General features: G+C 69.3%; 14 protein-coding genes and 1 tRNA gene. 9 read left to right on the plus strand and 6 right to left on the minus strand.

Going from position 1 to position 19,235, the window contains the following annotated elements; genetic code table 11:
* Positions 1-331: 331 nt before the first annotated feature.
* Positions 332-1,792, minus strand: a complete 1,461-nt coding sequence (locus ACIBCM_RS15105; protein ID WP_399243147.1) for a cellulose binding domain-containing protein — start codon at positions 1,790-1,792, stop codon at positions 332-334.
* A gap of 299 nt (positions 1,793-2,091) precedes the next feature.
* Between ACIBCM_RS15105 and ACIBCM_RS15110 the strand changes: the two genes are divergently transcribed.
* The 3 genes from ACIBCM_RS15110 to ACIBCM_RS15120 all read left to right on the plus strand — a co-directional run bounded on the left by ACIBCM_RS15110 (position 2,092) and on the right by ACIBCM_RS15120 (position 6,281).
* Positions 2,092-3,363: a nucleotide sugar dehydrogenase gene (locus ACIBCM_RS15110; protein WP_399243149.1), complete on the plus strand. Its 1,272-nt coding sequence runs from the start codon at positions 2,092-2,094 to the stop codon at positions 3,361-3,363.
* The gene (locus tag ACIBCM_RS15115; protein ID WP_399243151.1) at positions 3,360-5,579 is read left to right on the plus strand and encodes a glycosyltransferase; all 2,220 of its coding nucleotides are present in this window, start codon (positions 3,360-3,362) and stop codon (positions 5,577-5,579) included. The genes ACIBCM_RS15110 and ACIBCM_RS15115 overlap by 4 nt, the downstream gene beginning before the upstream one ends.
* Before the next feature lie 480 nt (positions 5,580-6,059).
* Positions 6,060-6,281, plus strand: coding sequence for a hypothetical protein (locus tag ACIBCM_RS15120; RefSeq protein ID WP_399243153.1), 222 nt, complete (start codon positions 6,060-6,062; stop codon positions 6,279-6,281).
* Between the two features lie 271 nt (positions 6,282-6,552).
* Here ACIBCM_RS15120 and ACIBCM_RS15125 read toward each other — a convergent pair whose 3' ends face one another.
* On the minus strand, positions 6,553-7,758 hold the full coding sequence (locus ACIBCM_RS15125) for an IS256 family transposase (protein WP_399243333.1): 1,206 nt from the start codon (positions 7,756-7,758) through the stop codon (positions 6,553-6,555).
* A 262-nt stretch (positions 7,759-8,020) separates the two neighbouring features.
* On the opposite strand from ACIBCM_RS15125, the gene ACIBCM_RS15130 reads away from it, so the two are divergent.
* The 3 genes from ACIBCM_RS15130 to ACIBCM_RS15140 all read left to right on the plus strand — a co-directional run bounded on the left by ACIBCM_RS15130 (position 8,021) and on the right by ACIBCM_RS15140 (position 11,004).
* Positions 8,021-8,551 carry an AAA family ATPase gene (locus ACIBCM_RS15130; protein ID WP_399243155.1) on the plus strand — a complete coding sequence of 177 codons (531 nt, stop codon included), beginning with the start codon at positions 8,021-8,023 and terminating at the stop codon, positions 8,549-8,551.
* Positions 8,552-8,800: 249 nt separating this feature from the next.
* Entirely contained in the window at positions 8,801-9,646 is an 846-nt protein-coding gene (locus tag ACIBCM_RS15135; protein WP_399243157.1) for a hypothetical protein, read from the plus strand.
* Positions 9,647-10,131: 485 nt separating this feature from the next.
* Entirely contained in the window at positions 10,132-11,004 is an 873-nt protein-coding gene (locus ACIBCM_RS15140) for a tyrosine-type recombinase/integrase (protein WP_399243159.1), read from the plus strand.
* A 38-nt stretch (positions 11,005-11,042) separates the two neighbouring features.
* On the opposite strand, the gene ACIBCM_RS15145 is transcribed toward ACIBCM_RS15140, so the two are convergent.
* From ACIBCM_RS15145 to ACIBCM_RS15155, 3 genes are all read right to left on the minus strand, one after another.
* The gene (locus ACIBCM_RS15145; RefSeq protein WP_399243161.1) at positions 11,043-11,765 is read right to left on the minus strand and encodes a hypothetical protein; all 723 of its coding nucleotides are present in this window, start codon (positions 11,763-11,765) and stop codon (positions 11,043-11,045) included.
* 29 nt (positions 11,766-11,794) lie between these two features.
* Positions 11,795-12,127: a hypothetical protein gene (locus tag ACIBCM_RS15150; RefSeq protein ID WP_399243163.1), complete on the minus strand. Its 333-nt coding sequence runs from the start codon at positions 12,125-12,127 to the stop codon at positions 11,795-11,797.
* A gap of 114 nt (positions 12,128-12,241) precedes the next feature.
* A tRNA-Arg gene (locus ACIBCM_RS15155) sits at positions 12,242-12,314 on the minus strand.
* Between the two features lie 195 nt (positions 12,315-12,509).
* Here ACIBCM_RS15155 and ACIBCM_RS15160 point away from each other — a divergent pair.
* On the plus strand, positions 12,510-14,234 hold the full coding sequence (locus ACIBCM_RS15160) for a class I adenylate-forming enzyme family protein (protein WP_399243165.1): 1,725 nt from the start codon (positions 12,510-12,512) through the stop codon (positions 14,232-14,234).
* A 467-nt stretch (positions 14,235-14,701) separates the two neighbouring features.
* Here the strand turns inward: ACIBCM_RS15160 and ACIBCM_RS15165 are convergent, their stop codons facing one another.
* Positions 14,702-16,006: a M6 family metalloprotease domain-containing protein gene (locus tag ACIBCM_RS15165; RefSeq protein ID WP_399243167.1), complete on the minus strand. Its 1,305-nt coding sequence runs from the start codon at positions 16,004-16,006 to the stop codon at positions 14,702-14,704.
* 712 nt (positions 16,007-16,718) lie between these two features.
* Between ACIBCM_RS15165 and ACIBCM_RS15170 the strand changes: the two genes are divergently transcribed.
* Positions 16,719-17,405, plus strand: a complete 687-nt coding sequence (locus tag ACIBCM_RS15170; protein ID WP_399243169.1) for a TetR/AcrR family transcriptional regulator — start codon at positions 16,719-16,721, stop codon at positions 17,403-17,405.
* A gap of 239 nt (positions 17,406-17,644) precedes the next feature.
* Positions 17,645-19,198 (plus strand): MFS transporter, encoded by a 1,554-nt coding sequence (locus tag ACIBCM_RS15175; protein WP_399243171.1) that lies wholly within the window; start codon positions 17,645-17,647, stop codon positions 19,196-19,198.
* The last annotated feature ends 37 nt before the right edge of the window (positions 19,199-19,235 follow it).

Below are 19,235 nucleotides of genomic sequence, written 5' to 3' on the forward strand. Positions count from 1 at the left end.
TCACCCGGGCCGACTTCACCCGGGCCGACTTCACCCGGGCCGACTTCGCCCGGTACGACCGCGCCCCGCACCCGGATCAACGCCGGCGGGGCCGGCGCCCCGACGCCTCCGGCCCCGGCTCCGGACGGCCACCGCCACCGCACGCCTTGTCCGTACCCGGGCCGCTCCCTCCATGGGCCGGCGCTCGCCCCCCCGACGCGTCCGGCCTCCTCCGGCCTCCTCCGCCCGCCGGCGGCCCGCTCGGCACACGGCCGCGCCCGCGCGCCATCCGGTCCCGTCGAAACCCAGTCGAAACCAGGTCGCATCCCGTCGAACCCGGTTCCGCCGTGGATCAGGACGCCGGCATCGTGTCGAAGTAGTTGACTCCGCTGTCCCGGAAGCCCTCGGCGATGCGCTCGACCTCCTTGGCGGACAGGGTCGCCCCGGCCTGGTGGTAGACCCAGTCGACCTTCATGTCCCAGACCCGTTCGCCCGTGAACTCCAGTTCCACGAACCAGGTGTTGAACTGGACGGCCATGTCGGCGCGCGGTGTGTAGTCCTTGCCGTTCCGGTACAGGGTCCGGCCGTCCATGCTGTAGGTGACACCGGATTCGTCGATGGTGATCATCATGGTGCGCCAGCCGGCCAGGCTCTCCTCCGTCTTGCGCGTGACGCGGTCGCCCTTGTCGGCGTTGCGCCAACTGGTGGTGTCCAGTTTCGGACCGGGCGCGCCCCAGCCGCCGTTCGGCATGTACTCGTAGTCCAGCTCGCTGTACTTGGTTCCGGAGCCGCCGATGGTGAAGAAGGTCTGATTGATGGGGTCGCCGTTCCGGCCGCTCGTCGGTTTGTCGGTGAAGTGGACGCGAGCCGCGTACGTTCCGGCGCGGAACTTGGGCTCCTTCGACCCGATCCCCGCCTGCCGGGTGCCCGGCCTGGTCCCGTCCGTCGAGGCACGCAGCCGTACCGCCTGCCCGTCCTGTGCCGTGTCATCGGCGGGGAAGGACACCCCCTCGCCGGTCCAGGTGCCCTCGATACCCGGCCCTCCTCTGCTGGTGCGCACCAGCCAGCCGTGCTTGAACAGCGCGGGGTCCTTCGGCCCGAGGTAGTTGAAGTTGTTGAAAGCCGCCCGGCGGGGAAGGGTTACGGCCGACCCGGCCCGGGGTGCGGGGCCGGCGGCACCGCCCTTGCCGCCGGGCCCCTTGCCCCACACCAGCGCGCCGCCCCGGTAGGCGGTGATCCGGTCGAATTCCCGGTAGGTGTCCTTGGCGCCGTCGAACGACCAGTCGTTGTCCTGCTTCAGCGGCTTGCCGTCGGTCCTGAAGAGCTGGAGTTCCAGACCACGGCTGTTCGCCCCGGCCTTCAGGGCGCCCGCCTGCCGCGTAAAACCGATCTCCAGATAGTGGTCGGCCGTCTCGCTCGCGGACTCCAGGGCCCTGACCGTGCCCGTGACGTTCGAGCAGCCCATCGCGGCTTCGGCGCAGTTGAACGCGTAGGCCGTGCCTCCGTCGGCGGTGAAGTAGTACCGCAGGACGACCTCGCTCAGCGGTACGGAACTCCCGGACACGTTGAAGATCTCCAACGACGGCCGGGCGGCATCCGTATCGACACCCGAGTCGCCGTCCGGGTCGCCGTCCGTGGTCGTCCGGTACCGGACGGTGAGATCGGAGGGTTCGGAGGCGTCGGTGGACTCTGGCTGGAAATGTCCCCAGAGGGGATAGGCGGCCGCGCAGGCGGCGGCCACCACGACCGCCAGAAGGAGAACCTTCGGTCCTCTGGTCTTGGGGGCCTTGCGACGGCGGCGTGAGGTCGCCACGAGAACTCCTTGTCGGAAGGTACGGAGGACGGTGCGCCCGGGCCGGACGAACCGCCGGGAGGTTACCGGGAGAACGCTTTCTCCAAGCCGGGTGGATCCCTTGGCGGGTCCCCTTCCGGACGGCCGGCGCCCGGCGTTCGGCAGGGGTTGGTAAGCAGCCAATGTGAAGGGGGAGAGCCGCAATGCACCGGTGATGACACACGAGCGCTGTTACGGTGTCCATCGATTTGTTCGAAATCATGGAAGCATGCGTGCCCGGCCGTCCGGTCAGTGGCAGCGTCGGGGTGGGATGCATTGCCGTGAACAGGACTGCCAAAGTCGATCTCGTCGTCGTCGGACTCGGTTACGTGGGGCTTCCGCTGGCCCGCGCCGCCACCGCCGCCGGCTTACAGGTCGTGGGCCTGGACCGCAGCGCCGCGGTGGTCCAGGGGCTGAACGCCGGTGCTTCGCACATCGACGACATCGGTGCCCCGGACGTGCGCGCCATGCTCGACGGGGGTTTTCGCGCAGTCGACCGGCCCGAGGTCATCGCGGACGCGGCGGCGGTCGTCGTCTGCGTCCCCACCCCGCTGACCGAGCACGGCGCCCCCGACCTCACGGCGGTGAACGCCGCCGTCGGCGACATCGCCGCCCATCTGACCCCGGGAACCCTGGTCGTCCTGGAGTCCACCACCTACCCCGGCACCACCGACGAGGTGGTGCGCCCCCGCCTTGAGGCGGGCGGTATGAAGGCCGGCCGCGACTTCCTTCTCGCCTTCTCGCCCGAGCGCATCGATCCGGGCAACCCGCACTTCGGCCTGGAGAACACACCCAAGGTGATCGGTGGCACCACACCGGACTGCACCAAGGCGGCCCGTGCCCTGTACGAGAGATTCGTGGGCGGTGTGGTGGAGGCCAAGGGCACCCGCGAGGCGGAGATGGCCAAGTTACTGGAGAACACCTACCGGCACGTCAACATCGCGCTCGTCAACGAGATGGCGATGTTCTGCCGGGAGATCGGCGTCGACCTGTGGGACGCCATCCGCTGCGCCTCCAGCAAGCCGTTCGGGTTCGCGCCCTTCTACCCGGGTCCCGGGGTGGGCGGCCACTGCATTCCGATCGACCCCAACTACCTCTCGTACAAGGTACGTTCGCTCGGCATCCCATTCCGTTTCGTGGAACTTGCGCAGGAGATCAACCAGCGGATGCCGGCCCATGTGGTGGCCCGCGCCGCCGACCTCCTCAACGACCTGGGCAAGCCGGTACGGGGTTCACGCATCCTGCTCCTCGGCGTCACCTACAAGCCGGACATCTCCGACCAGCGCGAGAGCCCCGCCCTGGACGTGGCCGAACTGCTGCTCGCCCGCGGTGCCGACCTGGCGTACTTCGATCCGTACGTCGAGGGCTGGAGCGCCGGCGGCACCGAGGTGGAGCGCGTCGACGACTATCTGGACGCCGCTGCCGAGGCGGATCTGACCGTCCTGCTCCAGTCGCACCGCGAGCTGGACCTCGGCCGGCTGGCCGAACGCGCACGGATGCTCTTCGACACCCGGGGCAAATCCGCGGACCACGCCCGGGTGGTCAGGCTGTGAGTGACCAGACCGCGTACATACCCGGCGCCGTCGACTCCGACGGGCGGCGCCGGCACCGGCGCAAGAGACATCTGCGCGTCTCGTACGTCTTCTTCCTCCTCATCGCCGGTCTGATCGTCACCAAGCTGGACCCCGACTCGCTCCATCTGTACTCGTTCGGCGCGCTGGGGCTGCTCGCCCTCAAGATGTTCATGGCGCTCTTCTACCGGCCCGCCAAGGCGGGCCCGGAGGAACTGCTGCTCCTGGACAAGTCGTGGGTCACGGCGGTCATCCCGATCTACAACGAGGACCCGGTGATGTTCGAGCAGGGCATGCGCAGCCTGCTGGCGCAGAGCCGTCTGCCCAACGAGATCCACATCATCGACGACGCGAGTGCCGACGCCTCCGGCATCAAGGTGGCCAAGAAGCTGCGCCGGGAGTTCGAGGCCCAGGGCGTGAAGTACACGGTCAGCGTCCAGCCCGAGAACAAGGGCAAGCGCGAGGCGCTGGCGCTGGGCTTCGAGGCGGCCCCGTACTCGGACGTCTTCCTGTGTGTGGACTCCGACACGGTGCTCTCCCGGGACACCGTCCGAGAGTTGCTGCTGCCGATGGCCGACGAGCGCATCATGGCCTCCACGGGCATGGTGCTGGCGCTCAACCACGACAGCAATATCTTCACCCGCCTCCAAGACCTGCGGTACGGAAACTCCTTCCTGTTCGAGCGGGCCGCGTACTCCCGCCTGAAGTCGGTGCTCTGCTGCTGCGGCGCGCTCTCCGCGTACCGGGGCAGCCTGGTGCGCAAGTATCTGCCGGACTTTCTCAACCAGCAGTTCCTCGGCAAGCCCGCCGTCTTCGGTGACGACCGCCGGATGACCAACTACTGCCTGATGGAAGGACAGGTCGTCTTCCAGGAGACGGCCGTCGGCTACACCGCCGTTCCGGAGAAGCTGCCGCACTTCCTGCGCCAGCAGATCCGCTGGAACAAGTCCTTCTTCCGTGAGTCCCTGTGGGCCTTCACCCATCAGAAGAAGTACCGGCCGGCCTTCTGGCTGACCTGTATGGAGCTGGCGCTGTGGCTGGTCTTCGGGTCGGCGATGTTCTACTCGATGGTCATCCTGCCGATCATGCGCCCGTCGCAGTTCCTCAACCACATCGGCGACTATCTCGTCTTCATGGTCCTCATGGGGTACCTGCGCAATGTCCGGTACCTCGACTTCCCGCGCCGTGGCATGGGCTTCGTCAAGCGGTTCGGCATGTTCCTGCTGGCTCCGCTGTACGGCGTCATCCAGTTGCTGCTGCTGACACCGCTGCGGTTCTACGCCCTGCTCACGCTCGGCCAGGGCAGCTGGGGCACCCGCCAGGGCGGCGTCGAGGTGTCGGTCGCGGGGCACGAGGACGAGGTCTCCGCGGTCTGGGAGGAGGAGGACCAGTACTCCGACCCGCAGGTCTCCTCCACGATCGAGATGATGCGCCTGGAGGGGCTGGTCCTGCCCCGGACGATGCCCCATGCGATGCCCCAGAACACGACCCAGGAGCCGCACCACGGCGAGTACGCCGGGGGCGGACTGCAGGAGCTGGGCCGGAGTGTGCCCCAGCAGCAGGTGGTGTGGAGCGGCGCGACACATCAACAGGTCGTCCCACCGGCCGGCATCCCGGCGCAGCCCGTCCAGCCGTACGATGCCGCGGCACCGCCCTCCGTACATCACGCCTACGGGTCCGCACCGCAGTACGCACAGCATGAACCGCTGCACGCACAGCACGTACCACTGCACGCACAGGACGAACCGCAGCACATACACCAGCAGGCACCGGTGCACGCACAGCAGGACACACACCAGCAGGCACCGCAGCACCAGTGGCAGCCCACGGAACACCACCCCGCCCCCTCCCACGCCTCATGGCAGGCGGCCGAGCAGCACCCCGCCCCGACCCACGAGGCCACCTGGGAGCCCGCCCCGGCCCCGGCCCACGGCTCATGGCAACCGGCGGAGCACCACCCCGCCCCGGCCCCCGAGGCTGCCTGGGAGTCCGCCCCGGCGCACGGCTCGTGGCAGGGCCAGGTCCCGTACATTCCCCAGCAGCCACAGGCCCCGCACCCCCACCAGCCCACCACCGGGCACCCGGTCCCCGACGCCACCTGGCAACAGCCCTGGCCGCAGGAACCCACACCGTACGGACCTCAGGACGGCACCTACCAGACGGGTCATCCCAGCGACTGGACGGGCCACGCGCAGTAGCGGGGGCACGGCGGGGTCGGGCCGGTGTTCAGTCATGCCGCGGGGCGCTGTTCTGCCTGGCCTGCGCCCTGCGGTGGCGCACCCCGTCCCGGTCGTGGCGCCCCGTGCCGGACCGTCCGCTCACGCATCGCGCACGCACGAAGGCCGGGGTGGGCCATTTTCGCCTCGTGCTCGTTCACAGGATGGACTCCAGGGCCCGTCAGGTGGGTGTGTGACCGCTGCGTTGGGTGGTGTCGACCCAGCCGCTTTTCCGGTTTTGGACGATGGCGATCTTCAACGTCGGCCGCTAGGCTCCGTATTGCTCATTCGAGAGTCACAAGCACTGGCGACGTGTCCGATGGGGGACAGTGCTCCAATCTCGACAGGCACTGAGCACCATGAGTCTCTAATCGTCGCAGAGCCTCAGCAGGCCATCGCAAGCGGTGGTCGAGCTGAGGCTGCCCGCCGACTGGTCGACCACCTTCGTGAAGGGATCGACTGGTGAGGTTGACTTTTCGTGTTCAGGTACTTCTCGCGCTCTTGTCCTTCGTGTCATCGCTGCTTGTGGCAGTGGTGGCGGGAGTGCTTTCGCATGGGGCCGGAGCGCCGGTAGCCGGCGCGGTGCTGTACGGCGGTGGCGCGTTCATCGGCTGGATGACGCTTTCTGTCACGGTGCTGACGGCACTCGGCTTGCTCGGGCATCACAACCATCCCGACGAGTGAGGTCAGCCGGCGATCAGTAGCGCAGCCACAGTCGGATCGCGGCGAGGGTGACCGTGCAGTGGAAGACATACGCTCCCTTACTGCACCTGGTTCCACGATCTTCGGCACACGGGGAACGCTCTCGCCGCGTCCGGCGCGAGTCCGCGGGAGCTGATGACCCGGATGGGCCACATGACTCCCCGCGCGGGCTGATCCATCAGCACATGGCCAATGGCCGCGACCGCGAGATAGGGGTCTGTCCAATCAACGGCTGATCTTGGTTGTTGAGGTGTCAGTGGGTGGTGGGGGTGAGGCGTCCTTCGAAGGCGATCTGGAAGGCGTTCAACGGTGCCTTCCAGCGCATTGTCCAGCGGCGTCGGCCCTTGCCGGTCGGGTCGAGGCTCATCAGCGCCATGTAGATGCACTTGAGCGCGGCGTTCTCCGTCGGGAAGTGGCCCCGGGCCCGGACGGCCTTGCGGATGCGTGCGTTCACGCTCTCGATCGCGTTCGTCGAACAGATCACCTTGCGGATCTCGACGCCGAAGGAGAGGAAGGGGGCCATCTCTGCCCAGGCGTCGGACCACAGCTTGATCACGGCCGGATACTTGGTGCCCCACTTCTCGGAGAACTCCAGGAACCGTTCGGCGGCGGCGGCCTCCGAAGGGGCGGTGCAGATGGGCCTGAGGTCCTTGGCGACCTTGTCCCAGTCCTGCCGGGCGACGTATCGGATGCTGTTGCGGATCAGGTGGACGATGCAGGTCTGAACGGCAGTTCGGGGCCAGACCGCCTCGACTGCGTCCGGCAGGCCCTTCAGGCCGTCGCAGATGAGCATGAGGACGTCCTCGACGCCGCGGTTCTTCAGCTCGGTGAGGACCTGGAGCCAGTGCTTGGCGCCCTCGCCGCCGTCGCCGGCCCAGATGCCGAGGATGTCGCGGGTGCCCTCGACGGTGACGCCCATGGCGAGGTAGACGGGGCGGCTGGCGACCTTGCCGTCGCGGATCTTCACGTTGATGGCGTCAGCGAAGACGACGGGGTAGACGCGGTCGAGCGGCCGTGACTGCCATTCGGCCATGCCTTCCATCACCTTGTCCGTGATCGTGGTGATGGTCTGCCTGGACACCTCCGCCCCGTACACCTCGGCCAGATGAGCTGATATCTCCCCGTGGGTCAGGCCCTTTGCGGAGAGCGAGAGCACCGTCTCGTCGACACCGGTCAGGCGGCGCTGCCGCTTGCGGACGATCTGCGGCTCGAAGGTGCCGGCGGTGTCACGCGGTACCTTCACCTCGACCGGGCCGACATCCGTCAGCACGGTCTTCGAGCGGGTCCCGTTACGGCTGTTGCCACTGTTCCTGCCCGCTGCGTCGTGCTTGTCATAGCCGACGTGATCGGTGATCTCGCTCTCCAGGGCGGACTCAAGCACTCGCTTCGTCAGCTGCTGCAGCAGCCCGCCCTCTCCGGTCAACTGCAGCCCGTCGGCCCGGGCACGGTCGACCAGCATCGCGATCAACTGCTCGTCCGACACCGACTCCGCAGTCGACTCGACGACCGGCTTCTCCACGGCCGAGCCCTCGGTGATGGTCTCGCTCATCAGGCGTCTCCTTGATCATCGGATCCGCCGTTGATTAGACACTCCCGATGCCGGAGGGCTGGGCCGCCGAGGCGCGCAGCATCGTCACCGGATGGCGGCCCTACGTGCCCACCGGCCAGGATCGGGGAGAATGACTGCGCTCGCGCACCCTCTTCGCGGAAGGGATGGCCAGATGCCCCTCGCCGTTCTCCTGGTCGGCCTCACCGGCTCCGGCAAGACCACCGTCGCCCGGTTCCTCGCCGGACACGGCTTCGTCCGGCTGTCCGTGGACGAGGAAGTGCACCGGCTCCACGGCCGGTACGGCGTGGACTACCCGGAGCACACCTACTTCGAGCGCGAGCGGCCCGCTGTCGAGACCATCCAAGAACGGTTCATCAAGGAACTCCAGGCCGGGAACGACGTCGTCCTCGACCACGGCCTGTGGCGCCGCACCGACCGGGACGCCTGGCGGCTGGCCGCCCATGAAGCTGGCGGGCACCCCCTGGTCGTCCACCTGCCCGTCGGCCGCGACGAGCTGCTACGGCGTCTGGCCGAACGCAACCAGCGCGAGGACGCCAATGCGCTCACTGTCACCCCCGAAGCCCTCGACGACTTCTTCGCCCGCTTCGATCCCCCGGCCGACGACGAAGAGGCCATCGCCTACAACGGAGACCAGGGCCAGCTCCTGGCTGCGCTCTCCGTTGCCCGGCACCGTACGGGCTGACACCCGCCTTCAACGCCCATGGCGCGGTCCACCGTAGGTGCTGCCCGGAAGGCGCACACCGCTGTGCTCGGGTGCTGCCGTCGGCCCGAGTCTCACTCCGGGGACAACGGACTTGGACGTGATGGCGCTTCGCCTGCGCGCCCCGTCCGCCGACTTGGACGCGATACGCCACACGAGCACGTGCGCCGGTGCGTCCGCAGAGTCGAGCTCTCGATCGGCGGAAACCTCGCTCAGGAGGCTTCGGACATTGTGGCCGGCCGGGTCGGCGAGGACGCGGTCTGCGTGGTCGGGGAGGGCCACTCGGAGATCTTGTTCGAAGCGGCTGATGGCCGCGGCGCAAGGTGCGCGGCGAGCGAGGTCCGCCAGAGCCGGGCCTGCGGCCTGCCGATATCCCGCCCGCAGGTGGTGAAGGGATTGCTCGGCTGCGGCGGCCTGCTGTCCGTGGCCGCGTTGTCGGTGCCACGCGGAAGCGGCGCGGGCCATGCGAACGGCGGCGAGAAGGAGGGCGATGGCGAGCCCTCCAGGGTCGCGAGAGGCGTAGGCGAGTTCTATGGCGGCCTCACGCAGCGCGGTGGTTGCTTGGTGGTCGGCCCGGATGGCGGATCGCCGGGCGCGATTGAACGCCTCGGCCGCCTCGTGCAGATCGGCCTGTTGAGCGCCGTCCGTGGTGAGGGCCAGAGTGTGCAGGGTGTCACCGAACGCATCGAGCTGCGCTTGGCCCACGGCGTCGTCGCCGGACTCGACGCTCGCACGAGCGTCGCGAAGAGCGGCTTCGGCCGCTGTCCAGGCCGTTCGGCCTCGGCATGGATGATGCGTACCGCCGTGGGTGTGAAGCGGATGTTCCTGATCTGGTCGCGCTTCTCGGTCGTGTGTTTGCGATTCATCAATGCGGGCAGCACGGGATCGTCGGGTTCGCGCCACGACGGCTGTTCTGGGTGCGGCGGGGTCTCGGCGAGCGGCTGGACACATGGCGTGATCGGGTCTGTGACGGGTCTCGGCTCGGTGTCCCCCTCCCTCGTTGGCTCGGGCGCCCGCTGGCGCACGGCCTCCTCCGCCACCCCTGGGGCGGGGCAAGCGCGGACGAAGCCTCGTTAGAGGCTCGTTCGCTCCAGCTTGCTGCTGTTCGTCGTCCCAGCCAGAACAGCCTCGTGCGGTGGTGGAACGGGGCGTGGTTGTTGGCCCGATCGGCCATGGCGGTGCTCCAAGGTCTCGTGGCACAAAGGTCGCGCCACGTCCGTCGTATCCGTCCCATGGCTGTTCAGAGCAGGTACGGACACGAGCACAGGTACGGAGCGATCCGTATCGGCGCGGGCATCCGTCCCCGCGCTGACCTGCGACGGCAAACCGAAGATGAAGACGGTGGCCGGGAAGATCGACGCCGAGAATGGGCGGACGAAGGTGGAAGCCCGCCTTTCGGAGGTTCGTACCGCGACCCCGCCGCCGCGCGGGTGAAGTCTGCGGAGGTGGCGGAGTCATCGCTGGCCGCACAGATCCATCTCAAGCGATCAACCTGCAACCGGTACAGGGGTGTTCTGGACGTTCATGTGATTCCCCGGTGGGGAACCACCCCGCTGGATCGCATGCGCTTCGAGGACGTGGCCGATTGGCTCGCGGCCATGCTGGCGGGTGAGACGACGGGCGGCAGGAAGCTCAGTGCCCGGTCGGTGCGCAAGGCATACGTCATCCTCAGCCAGGTCCTCGGCTTCGCGGTGAAGTCTCGCCGCTTGGCGTTCAACGCGGCCGTCGGGGTGCCCCTGCCCAAACCCGCACCGGCTGACCACGTCTATCTCGACGACATGCAGACCGAGGCGCTGGCCGACGCGGCCGGCGAGTACCGGGTGTTCATCCTGCTGCTGGCCTACACCGGTCTGCGCTGGGGTGAGGCATCGGCGCTTAAGGTGGGGCGGGTCGATCTCGACGCGTGCCGGGCCCACATCGTCGAGGCGTACGTCGAGGACAACGGCAAGCCGTACCTCGACACGCCCAAGAACCACGAGCGCCGTTCCGTACCGATTCCCCGCTTTCTCGCCGAGGAGCTGAAGCCCTACGTCGACGGCCGGGGCGAGAGCGACCTGCTGTTCACTGCCCCGCAGCGTGGCCCACTACGGGCCCGGAACTTCCGCCAGCGGTTCTTCGCCCCTGCCGTCGCCAAGGCGGGCCTTGGCCACATCAGACTCACCCCGCACAAGCTGCGCCACACGGCGGCCTCCCTCGCCATCGCCAGCGGCGCGGATGTCGACGTCGTCCAGACCATGCTCGGCCACAAGCCGGCGACGCTGACTCTCGACACCTATGGCCACCTGTTCCCGGATCGGCTGGACGAGGTGTCGAAGAAGATGCACAAGTGCCGGGCCAAGCAGTTGGCCAAGGCGGAGGACAAGCTGGAGAAGGCTGAGAGGAGAGCGCGTGAGGCGGCCGAGACGGTGGCCTCTCTGAAGGGCATCGTCGCGTGATGTGTGCCTGATGCGTGCCGGTGGTTGCGTGAGTGCGGTCAGAACGGTAGATCTGCCGCGTCAGTCGGCGACAAGGCCCAATCAGCGGCCGACGAGGTGTTGTTCGGTGCGTCGCACACCTCGAAGACATCTCTTCGGACTTCCAGGCCCGAGGTGTCCTCGCCCCATGAGGCAAGGGCTTCGATGGCCCGCTCCTGGTACTGCCACAGAGCGCTCACCGCCAGCTTCTCCCGCAGCAGCGGCACCAGGGCCGTCCGGTGATGACTCAGGCGGGAGTCGTCCAGCAGCGGGACGCAGGTGGCGATGGCCGCATCGCGAACATCCGGGTCATGGTCGATTACCCATGCGGCGACTGCCACGTACAGGAGCGGGCGGATCTCGCTGGCCTGGACGAAGGGCGGGTATTCCTCGGGCGGGAAGCCTAGCCGACGGCTGCCCTCCGCCGCCTCGTCGCCGACCTGGTCAGCCACAGAGCCGAGCCAACCCAGCAGCCCTGTACGTAGAGAGCCGGGGAGGTCGTGGCGCTTCTTGTCGACGGGCCGGTCTGTACGAGGGTCGGGGAGAATGCCCGCGACGTAGAGCGCGGCCGGGACCGTAGCGGTGTACAGGGTCTGCTGGTGGTGCACCTTGTAGTGCAGGTGGTCCAGGGCTCCTGACCTCACGCCCTGGTCGGCGTCCAGCAGCCCGGCGAGGTGCGCGGGGGTGTCCGTAGCGGGTCCGTACGCGTGCTCCAGGGCGGCCCAGTCGGTCTCGGTGAGCACCGCTTGAGGTTCGGGCAGGCCGGCCGGGCTCAACGGTCCTCCCGCCAGGCCCGGTCCATGGCCTTCACGGTGGAGTCCGCGGCGCGCTTCTCGATCTCCTCGGGGACCTCGCGATCATCGAGCACGAACAACCGGCCGCCGACCAGCCGTGTGATCGTCTTCCAGCCCAGTCGGCTCCCGGCCTCGCGCGCCGCCCTCCTCACGTCCTGGAGGTCGCCCATCTCCTCCAGGTGCTCGGCCCCCAGGACCAGCTGCCCGTAATAACCCGCGTACTCCGGCTTCAGGCCTGCCCGCAGGAGGCCCTCCAGCCGGTCGACGAGATGTTCGTAGCGGCGCCGGGCCAGCTCGTCCTTCGGGGCCATCGGGCACAGCTCCCCACACCTGAAGCACACGCGGATGTGTGCTGAATGTGTGCCGCATGCCGGAGGCCCTGCCGCCCTTACGGACGACAGGGCCTCTGACCTGCTGCTTTAGCGTGCCCCCGGCAGGATTCGAACCTGCGACACCCGCTTTAGGAGAGCGGTGCTCTATCCCCTGAGCTACGAAGGCGGAGGGATCTCGGTGAGACCCGGCGACTAGCGTAGCGGATAAGGGGAGCGGGCAGGCAACGTTGTTGTTCGGGCAGGTCAGGGGTGGGGCGGGGGAGGGGGAAAGGCGGGAGCTTGACGGGTGCGGGGGTGCCGCATAGCGTCGCCGGTCTTACTGAGCGAATCCTGGGAGAGGGCGACCGTGCCGCACCCCGAAATGTACCGACGTCATGAAGCGGCCCTCACCGCGCCGGGTGGGCCGTTTGCCGTGGTGCGGGGGGAGGACGGCGGGCTGCTGTACGCCGATGCGCCGCGCACGCTCAAGGAGTTCGTGGAGGCGACGTGGGGGTTCGGCGACCGGATGTTCCTGGTCGCCGGGAGCGGTACGTATACCTATCGTGAGTTCTTCGCCGCGGCCGGCGCGCTGGCCCGGAGGCTCGTCGAGGAGTACGGGCTGCGGCCGGGTGAGCGGGCCGGTATCGCGATGCGCAATCACCCCGAGTGGCAGATCGCCTTCTGGGCCGCCCAGCTGGCCGGGCTCGTCGCCGTGCCGCTGAACGCGTGGTGGACCGAGGAGGAGTTGGCGTACGCGCTCGACGACTGCACCCCGAGGGTGCTGCTCGTCGACGGGGAGCGGCTGGCGAGGGTCGACTCCTGGCGAAGGCGGGTCGGGGCGCGGGTGGTCGTGTTCCATCACGGCGGGGAGGTTCCGGCCGGGATCGAGCGGTACGAGGACTTCGGGGAGCCCGACCCCGGCGCGGCGCCGCCCGCCGTCGAACCGGCGGCCGAGGACGACGCCACGATCATCTACACCTCGGGCACCACCGGCCGGCCCAAGGGCGCGGTGGCCACCCAGCTCGCCCAGGCGGGGGCGGCGGTGCATCCGCGGTTCCACGCCGCCGTGGCGGCTCTGCGGCGCGGGATGCTGCCGGGGCAGGGGCCCGCGCCCGTCGCACTGATGACGTTCCCCTTCTTCCACGTGGCCGCGTTCACGACCCTGTACTCCACGATGGCCGTGGGCGGCACGCTCGTACTGATGCGGAAGTGGGACCCGGCCGAGGCGCTGGCGCTCATCGGGAAGCACGGGGTCACCCACTACTCCGGTCCGCCCACCACCGCGCTCGAACTCCTCGACGCGGCCGAGGCCAGTGATAGTGGCGGCGGCGAGGGGGGCGGTGGAGCCCTGGAGTCGCTCACCCATCTCAATACGGGAGGCGCCCCCGCGCCGCCCGGGCTGATCGCGAGGCTCACCGCCCGGTACGGGCGCCGGATCGACCCCCGTACCGGCTACGGCCTCACCGAGACCTGCGGGGGCGTCATCGCCAACTTCGGTGACGACTACCGGGCGCGTCCGGACAGTGTGGGACGGCCCGCGCCCGCCGTGGAGGCCCGGATCTGCGGGCCCGGGGGCGAGGATCTGCCCGAGGGGGAGGCCGGGGAGCTGTGGCTGCGCGGGCAGTCGCTCGTCCGCGGCTACTGGTGTGACGAGAAGGCGACGGCCGCCGCCTTCACTCCGGACGGCTGGTTGCGGACCGGCGATCTCGCGACCGTGCGGGACGGTCTGATCAGCATCGTCGACCGGATCAAGGACATCGTGATCCGGGGCGGTGAGAACGTGTACTGCGCCGAGGTCGAGGCCGTCCTGCACGAGCATCCGGAGGTCGCCGACGCCGCCGTCGTCGGGGTGCCCCACCCCGTACTGGGGGAGGAGGTCGCGGCCGTCGTACAGCTGCGCGGCGGGGCGTCCGTCACCCCGGACGGGCTGAAGGAGTACGCCCGCGGGCGGCTCGCCGCCTTCAAGGTGCCCGCGCATCTGGTCATCGGGAACGTGCCCCGCAGCGCCACGGGGAAGATCCTCAAGCAGGAGCTGCGAGAGCCCCTCACCGCGCGGATCAGGGGTGCCTCGGGGAGCGGGACGGGCGACGGCGACGGGGGCCGGTGACGGTTCTGCGGTGTTCTGCGGTGACAGTTCTGCGGTGACGGCGGCCGTGATGGTTTGCGGTGAGGGCTTGTGGTGACGCGGTCCGGCGGTGGAGTGCGTGACGCGGTCCGGCGGTGGGGTCCGGTGACGGTGTGAGACGGTGGGCTCCGGTGACCCGGGTGCGGTGACGGTTACCGGTGGTGGTCTGTGGTGGCGGTCTGTGGTGGTGTGTTCTGGGCGGCCTGCGGTGACGAGGCGGCGTGAGGTTGTGCGGCGGTGGGGTCCGGTGACGGAGGGCCGTGACGAGGGCCGGCGGTGGAGTGTCGTGACCGGTTGCGGGGCGGATTCGGTGACCGGTTCAGTGAAGGGGTCCGGGTCCGGTGGGACACCTCCGGTCCTTCCGGCCGGGGCGCCTCCCCGACGCGTCCCGCCCTTGACCGTCCCCGGTCGGTCGTGCCGGACGCCGTCGGGCGCGGGCGGAGACCGGCTCAGGTGCGGGTCACCCGTACCCGGTACACGCCCCGGTTCTCCGACACGACCGAGATCTGCACCCCGTTCTTCTTGTCCGTGAAGGACTGGCCCGGCTTGTAGGGCGCGTCCGACAGTTCGGCGTGCACATTGGGCCGCCGGGTGCAGCCGCCGCTGTCGTCCTGGCTGTCCGAGACCGTGACCGGGCCGTGGCCGGTGTCCACCGTGGACTGGACGCGGTAGATCAGTACGCCCGGCTGGCAGACGGCGTCGTCGTTGCCCGCCCTGGTGCGTACCTCCACGGCGTAACCGGTGTCCGCGGTCACCGGCACGATCGCCATCTTCGCGCCGCCCGTGGTGGCCAGCGGGGTCAGGGTGTGCTCGGTGGTGCCGGGGGCGGAGACGCAGTTGATCTGCTCGGAGTCCAGCCAGCCGAGCTTCCACTTGTGCCAGCCGAGGAGGTCGTTGTTGGCCCCCCAGTCCTCGGACATGATGTCCCAGTGGCCGACCGCGCCCCCGCCCTCCGCGGTGTAGAGGTCGGGCAGGCCGAAGACATGGCCGTTCTCGTGGGGGAGTACCCGGAAGCCGGTCTCGGCGTACGATCCCGAGCCGTCGTCCTGGCGGCTGTAGACGAAGGACGTGTTGGCGAGCGGTACGCCGTCGGCGACGGGGGCCTCGACATTGCCGGAGAAGGTCACGGAGAGCACGGTGTCCAGCGCGGACGGGCCCGCGTTGGGGGTGACCAGCACATTCACCAGGTCGTACTCGCTGAAGTCCACCTTCGCGTCGGCCACCGTCACCAGGTCCTCGACGAGCCGGCGGTAGCTCGGCTCATAGGGTGAGCCGCGCTCGATCCCGTACTCGGCGAACGGGAGCGGCATCCGCAGCCATTCGGTGACGGGCGCCTGGGGGAGATAGCTGAGGCGCCCGTACGAGCTGGTCCGGAACCACTCCGAGGTCTGCGGGAAGAACTCCCCGAGGCGGTCCATCGCATCGCCCTCGCCCGCCGCGTCCGGGAAGTCGATCATCAGGTTGAGGGCGTGGATCTCGCCGGTGGAGGGGGAGTACCCGGGCGGGGTGGGCAGGCCCTCGGACATCTGGATGCCCAGGGCGGCGGGGAGGCGGCACGGTCCCACGCCCGTGCGGTCGGGGGAGGAGGCCACGGGGCCTGCGTTCGCGCGGGTGGGGGGCGGGAGGGTGGCGCTGGCCGTGGTCAGGGCGGCGAGCGCGAGAGAGGTCAGGACGGCGAGCACGCCGAGGCGGCGGGACCTGGGCGTTCCCGGTATCCGGCTGGTCGGGGGTATCCGGTGGCGCGCTTGCTGCATGCGACCGCCTTCGGGCTCCGTGGCAGCAGGCCGGATCCTGGCTGCTCTGTGTCCGATCAGCCTGTGACGGGCGGTGGGCGGGCGCTCGCGGAGCAGGGCCGTTCGGGGTATCACCCCGCTGCCCCATGGGCCCGTACGGATGTGATGCAGGTCACATGAATGGGTGGAAATAAGCGGGGATCGTTTCCCCGTTTGAACGTGTGTCTCCGCAAAGCGGGGAGCCGGTCCCCGGTTCATTCCCGGGGGACGGGATGGGGCGGGACGTGAGACGAAGGGAAGTGGAGCCGTGACCCCTGTCGCCAAGGTCGTCGGCAAGGTGGCCGCAGCGCCCACGGACACGCCGGTCGCAGCACCCGAGGACACTCCGGTCGGAGCCGTCGACTCCGGAGTCACCAGCTCCGGAATCGCCGAGTCCGGAGCCCGGGCCGTCACGGGGGGCAGGGCCGTCGCAGACCCTGGAGTCGTCGCTGAGACCGGGGCCGGGCCGCGAGCCGGGTCCGGAGCCGTTACGGGGGTAGGCTCCGGATCCGGTACGCGCGCTGAATCCCGTACGCGCGCTGAATCCCGTACGCGGGCCGGATCCCGTACGTCCGCCGGACACGGACACCATGCGCGGGCCGGATCCGGTGCGCCGGCCGGACCTGAATCTCGTACGCGGGCCGAATCCCGTGCTCCGGCCGAATCCGGTGCGCCGGGCGGGTCCGGCTCCGGCGTGGGAACCGGCGGCGCGGCCGGCACCGCGGCGCCCGCCGCCCACCGTCCGCGCCGTGCCCCCCGCCCCCGGGCGGACGCGCTGCGCAACCGGGAGCGGATCGTGTCGGCGGCGCGGGAGATGTTCGTGCAGTTCGGGCCCGATGTGCCGTTCGACGAGATCGCCCGCCGTGCGGGCGTCGGCAACGCCACGCTCTACCGCCACTTCCCCGACCGCCCCTCACTCACCCACGAGGTCGTCGTCTCGGTCCTGAGCCGGACCTGTGACCAGGTGGAGAGGGCGATGGCCGAGGAGGCCGACTCCTTCGCCGCCGTACGACGGTTCGTGCACGGGGCGGCCGACGAGCGGACCGGAGCGCTGTGTCCCATGATCGCCGGATCCTTCGACGAGGACCATCCCGAGCTGCTCGAGGAGCGTGAGCGCCTCGAAGCGGCGGTGGAGGACCTCATCGCGCGGGCGCAGTCGGCCGGCCGGATGCGTACCGACGTGGGCGTCGGCGATCTGATGATCGCCATCTCCCAGCTCACCCGGCCGCTTCCCGGCAGCTCGTGCCTGAGCAACGACGTATTCGTCCACCGTCATCTCGAACTCTTCCTGGACGGCCTCGAAGCGCCCGCGCGCTCCGAGTTGCCGGGCCGGGCGGCGACCCTGGAGGACCTGCGCGGGCACAGGGTGACCGACCCGTAGCCGACGGGGGCGGGGGCGGCGAACAAGCGCAAGCGGAAGTGACCGAGCGGATCGACCCAGCACAAGTGACCGGACGGCAGTGTGACCAAGCAGCAGAGTGACCGGACAGCGGTGATCACGCGGCAGTGATCACCTCACAGTGACCTCGTCCGGGAGCCGCGCCGAACGCGGCCCCGGACATCAACACCCCTCAGCAGTACGTCATTCGAGACCTCTTCGCACCTTAGGTGGCTATCCCCATGTCAAAAACACCTGACACAACGTCAGGGATCGGTCCCGGTATCGAGTCGGGCGCATCCCAGCCGGATCCCCGGCGCTGGAAGGCACTTGTCTTCATCGCCCTCGCCCAGCTGATGGTGGTGCTCGACGCGACGATCGTGAACATCGCGCTGCCCACCGCTCAGCAGGACCTCGGTATCTCCGACGGAAACCGCCAGTGGGTCATCACGGCCTACGCGCTCGCGTTCGGCGGCCTGTTGCTGTTCGGCGGCCGGATCGCCGACCTGTGGGGCCGTAAGCGCACCTTCGTGGTCGGCCTCATCGGCTTCGCCGTGGCCTCCGCGCTCGGCGGCGCGGCCACGGGCCAGGCCATGATGCTCGGGGCCCGCGGCCTCCAGGGCGTGTTCGGCGCGCTGCTCGCGCCCGCCGCTCTCTCCCTGCTCGCGGTGATGTTCACCGACGGCAAGGAGCGGGCGAAGGCGTTCGGCATCTACGGCGCGATCGCCGGTGGCGGTGGCGCGGTCGGGCTGATCCTGGGCGGGTTCCTGACCGAGTATCTGAACTGGCGCTGGACCTTCTACGTCAACATCCCGTTCGCCGTCATCGCCGCGGTCGGCGCGTATCTGGTGATCCGTGAGCCCGAGGGCACGCGTAACCGCTCCTCGCTCGACATCCCCGGTGTCGTGCTGTCCACGCTCGGTCTGGTGGCGCTGGTGTACGGCTTCACCCGCGCCGAGTCCGAGGGCTGGACGGAGGGTGTGACGGTCGCCATGTTCGTCGCCTCCGCCGTTCTGCTGGCGGCCTTCGTCGTCACGGAGACCAAGGTCAAGTCCCCGCTGCTGCCGCTGCGGGTGGTGACCGACCGGAACCGGGGCGGGGTCTATCTCTCCCTCGGGCTCGCCGTGATCGCGATGTTCGGGCTGTTCCTCTTCCTGACCTTCTACCTCCAGGTCGTCGAGGGGTACTCCCCGCTCAAGACGGGCTTCGCGTTCCTGCCGATGGTCGTCGGCATGATCGTGGGCTCGACCCAGATCGGCGCCCGTCTGATGACCCGTGTTCCGCCGCGGATGCTGATGGGCCCCGGCTTCCTGGTCGCGGCGGTCGGCATGCTGCTGCTGACCCAGCTGGAGATCGGCAGCTCGTACGCCGGACTCATCCTCCCGGCGCAGCTGCTGCTCGGCCTCGGTATGGGTACGGCCTTCATGCCGGCGATGTCCCTGTCCACCCACGGGGTCAAGCCGACCGACGCCGGAGTGGCCTCCGCGATGGTCAACACCTCGCAGCAGGTGGGCGGCGCGATCGGTACGGCACTGCTGAACACCATCGCGGCCTCGGCCACCACCTCGTACATCGCCGCCCGTGCGGCCGGTGCGAACGACCCGAGGCTGCTGGAGTTCCAGGGCATGGTGCACGGCTTCTCGGCCGCGATCTGGTGGGCGGTCGGCATCCTGGTCGCCTCCACGCTGATTGCCGTCGTGCTCGTGGACGCGGGGCGACCGGGCACGGGAGCGCCCGGGGCCTCCTCGGAGGACGGCGCGGACGCGGAGACGAAGATCCCCGTGGTCGTGCACTGAGGTTCGTCCTGTGCTGAGGTTCGTCTGTACTGAGGGC

Origin of the sequence: Streptomyces sp. NPDC051018 (assembly GCF_044456085.1) — a bacterium.
Lineage (GTDB): Bacteria > Actinomycetota > Actinomycetes > Streptomycetales > Streptomycetaceae > Streptomyces.

What these genes read in the sequence shown, in the direction of transcription:
- ACIBCM_RS15150 (WP_399243163.1), bottom strand. Translation starts at nt 12,127, where the DNA reads ATGGCCCCGAAGGACGAGCTGGCCCGGCGCCGCTACGAACATCTCGTC.
- ACIBCM_RS15140 (WP_399243159.1), top strand. Translation starts at nt 10,132, where the DNA reads ATGCGCTTCGAGGACGTGGCCGATTGGCTCGCGGCCATGCTGGCGGGT.
- ACIBCM_RS15160 (WP_399243165.1), top strand. Translation starts at nt 12,510, where the DNA reads ATGTACCGACGTCATGAAGCGGCCCTCACCGCGCCGGGTGGGCCGTTT.
- ACIBCM_RS15175 (WP_399243171.1), top strand. Translation starts at nt 17,645, where the DNA reads ATGTCAAAAACACCTGACACAACGTCAGGGATCGGTCCCGGTATCGAG.
- ACIBCM_RS15125 (WP_399243333.1), bottom strand. Translation starts at nt 7,758, where the DNA reads ATGCTGGTCGACCGTGCCCGGGCCGACGGGCTGCAGTTGACCGGAGAG.
- ACIBCM_RS15165 (WP_399243167.1), bottom strand. Translation starts at nt 16,006, where the DNA reads ATGCAGCAAGCGCGCCACCGGATACCCCCGACCAGCCGGATACCGGGA.
- ACIBCM_RS15130 (WP_399243155.1), top strand. Translation starts at nt 8,021, where the DNA reads ATGCCCCTCGCCGTTCTCCTGGTCGGCCTCACCGGCTCCGGCAAGACC.